General features: G+C 35.0%; 1 protein-coding gene. It reads left to right on the top strand.

The window, feature by feature from the left end:
- Positions 1-170: 170 nt before the first annotated feature.
- Positions 171-2,354, top strand: a 2,184-nt coding sequence (locus tag HN894_05200) for a hypothetical protein (protein ID MBT7142715.1), incomplete at its 3' end; no start/stop codon positions are given.

Below are 2,354 nucleotides of genomic sequence, written 5' to 3'. Positions count from 1 at the left end.
ATTAATTTATACCGAAAAAAATAAAACAAAAAACATAGAATTAGACGTTTCGAAATATCCTATGGGGGTTTATTTTATTCGAATAGATTTACAAAATGGAAATATTATTTTCAAACCGGTTTTCTTTTTAATGAATCAAAATATTTCATATATTTGAACAAATAAATATTATGAAAGCTAAAATTATTGCATTTTGTTTTATAATTGCTTTTACAGCCAACATTTTTGCACAAGGAGGCGAAGGGAAAAACTGGTATTTCGGAAATCATGCCGGCGTTACATGGAATAATAGCTCGAACACTCCAGTTGCTTTTGGAGGAAGTCCGATGAATACTCTTGAAGGAGTTGCTACTATTAGCGATGCAAATGGTAATTTATTGTTTTTCAGCGATGGAACATATGTTTGGGATGCAAATATGAACCAAATGCCAAATGGCTACGGATTAACAGGAGATCCTTCTTCATCCCAATCGGCTGTAATTATACCAAAACCATTAGACGTAAATACTTATTATATTTTTACGGTAGAGTCAGGACTTTCTGTTGGAGGCTTAGCATATTCACGAGTTGATATGACTGCAAATGGAGGTATGGGTGATGTTGATATTCTGGAAAAAAATATATCTTTGATTAATCCTTCACCGGAAAAAGTTACTGCTGTGAATCATTCAAATGGGTATGATGTATGGGTAATAGTGCACGAATGGGGAAATAACACATTTCGTTCATACCCAGTTACAAGTACAGGAATAAACACAAGTTCGTATATTAGCAGTAACGTTGGAACATCAATTAGTTCGGGAGTACAATATGCAGGTTATTTAAAATCTTCGCCAAGCGGTAGCAAAATAGCAAACTGTGTTTTTGAGTACCCCGGATATTACGAATTATTCGATTTTGATAATACTACCGGAATATTATCAAATCCGGTTTTAATTAATGGCTATAGTGCCTATGGCTGTGAGTTTTCATCAGACGAACATTACTTTTATGCCACTGATTGGTTTGATATTAGCAATGCCGATATTCGAAGATGGGATTTATCAGAACTACCAAATGTTACAAACTTTCTCAATTCATATCAAGTTATTGGGCAATTAAACGGAAGGGGTGGTGCTCTTCAACTTGCACCAGATCAGAAAATATATTTGACAATATATAATCAACCATGGTTAGCTTGTATTGAGAATCCTAACTCTGTGATACCAATAATAAATCTACAAGCTGTTTCCTTAGATATTCCTACAACAGGATATAGTGAAAAATGCCAATATGGCTTGCCTACATTTAATTCAAGCTTTTTCTTCTTTACTGAATTTTCAATAGAAACAAGCTGTTTTACAGATACAACATATTTTCATCTTGGAACTACATATATAGATTCGGTTCATTGGAATTTTAACTATCCATCAAATCTACCTATTTGGCAAAACCATATTGATGTTAACCCCTATTTTATTTACGAACAGGGAACATATGTCGTTCAATGTATTTCCTTCAATGCAAATTTTTCAGATACAGTTTATGAAACCATAACTGTTAATTATTTACCTTGGGCAAACCTTGGCCCGAGTCCAGCAATTCTCTGTTCTGATAGCACAATGGAATACGATTTATCATACAACGATGGCTGCACTTTTCTTTGGACTGCTGATTTGGGAACATACACTTACACAGATACTCTGCCAACATTTTTGATTGATAAACCTGGGACTTACACAGTTGAAATTACTAATGATTGTGGAACAATTTCTGAAAGTATAGTGGTGGAATACAACGAAATAGAACCAAATCTCGGAGTGAACGTTTCGGGGATTTGTGCCACGAGCCCAATTACTCTTGATGCCACTGTAACTTCCACTTTTGGTACGCCTGGATATTCATGGAACACTGGCGAATCTACAGAAACAATTATTGCACTTTATTCAGACACTTTTGTAGTAAATGTTACAGTTGCAAATTGCACAGAATCAACCAGTATAGAAGTAGAATACGATATGCCATTGAATGTATTTCTTGGTCAGGACATTGAGCTTTGTAATGGAAACACCCTTACTTTAGATGCGGGCGAAAACGGAACAACTTATTTCTGGTCAACAGGAGTAATTACTCAAACCATTGATGTTACAAATGCCGGAACCTATTCTGTTACAGTTACTAATTCTTGCGGAACCGACAATGATAATATTAATGTTGATATTATTGAAGTTCCGAATTTTACCCTTGGTCCGGACCAAACTATTTGCGATGGATATTCATTGATTCTTGATGCAACTTTCACGAACTCAACTTATCAATGGAACGATGGCTCGGTTTATCCATCATATGTTGTTGATACTGCCGGAATGTATTTT

The organism is Bacteroidota bacterium (assembly GCA_018692315.1).
Lineage (GTDB): Bacteria > Bacteroidota > Bacteroidia > Bacteroidales > JABHKC01 > JABHKC01.
The sequence above is the reverse complement of the archived record's forward strand: the minus strand, read 5'-3'. Positions and strand labels throughout refer to the sequence as shown.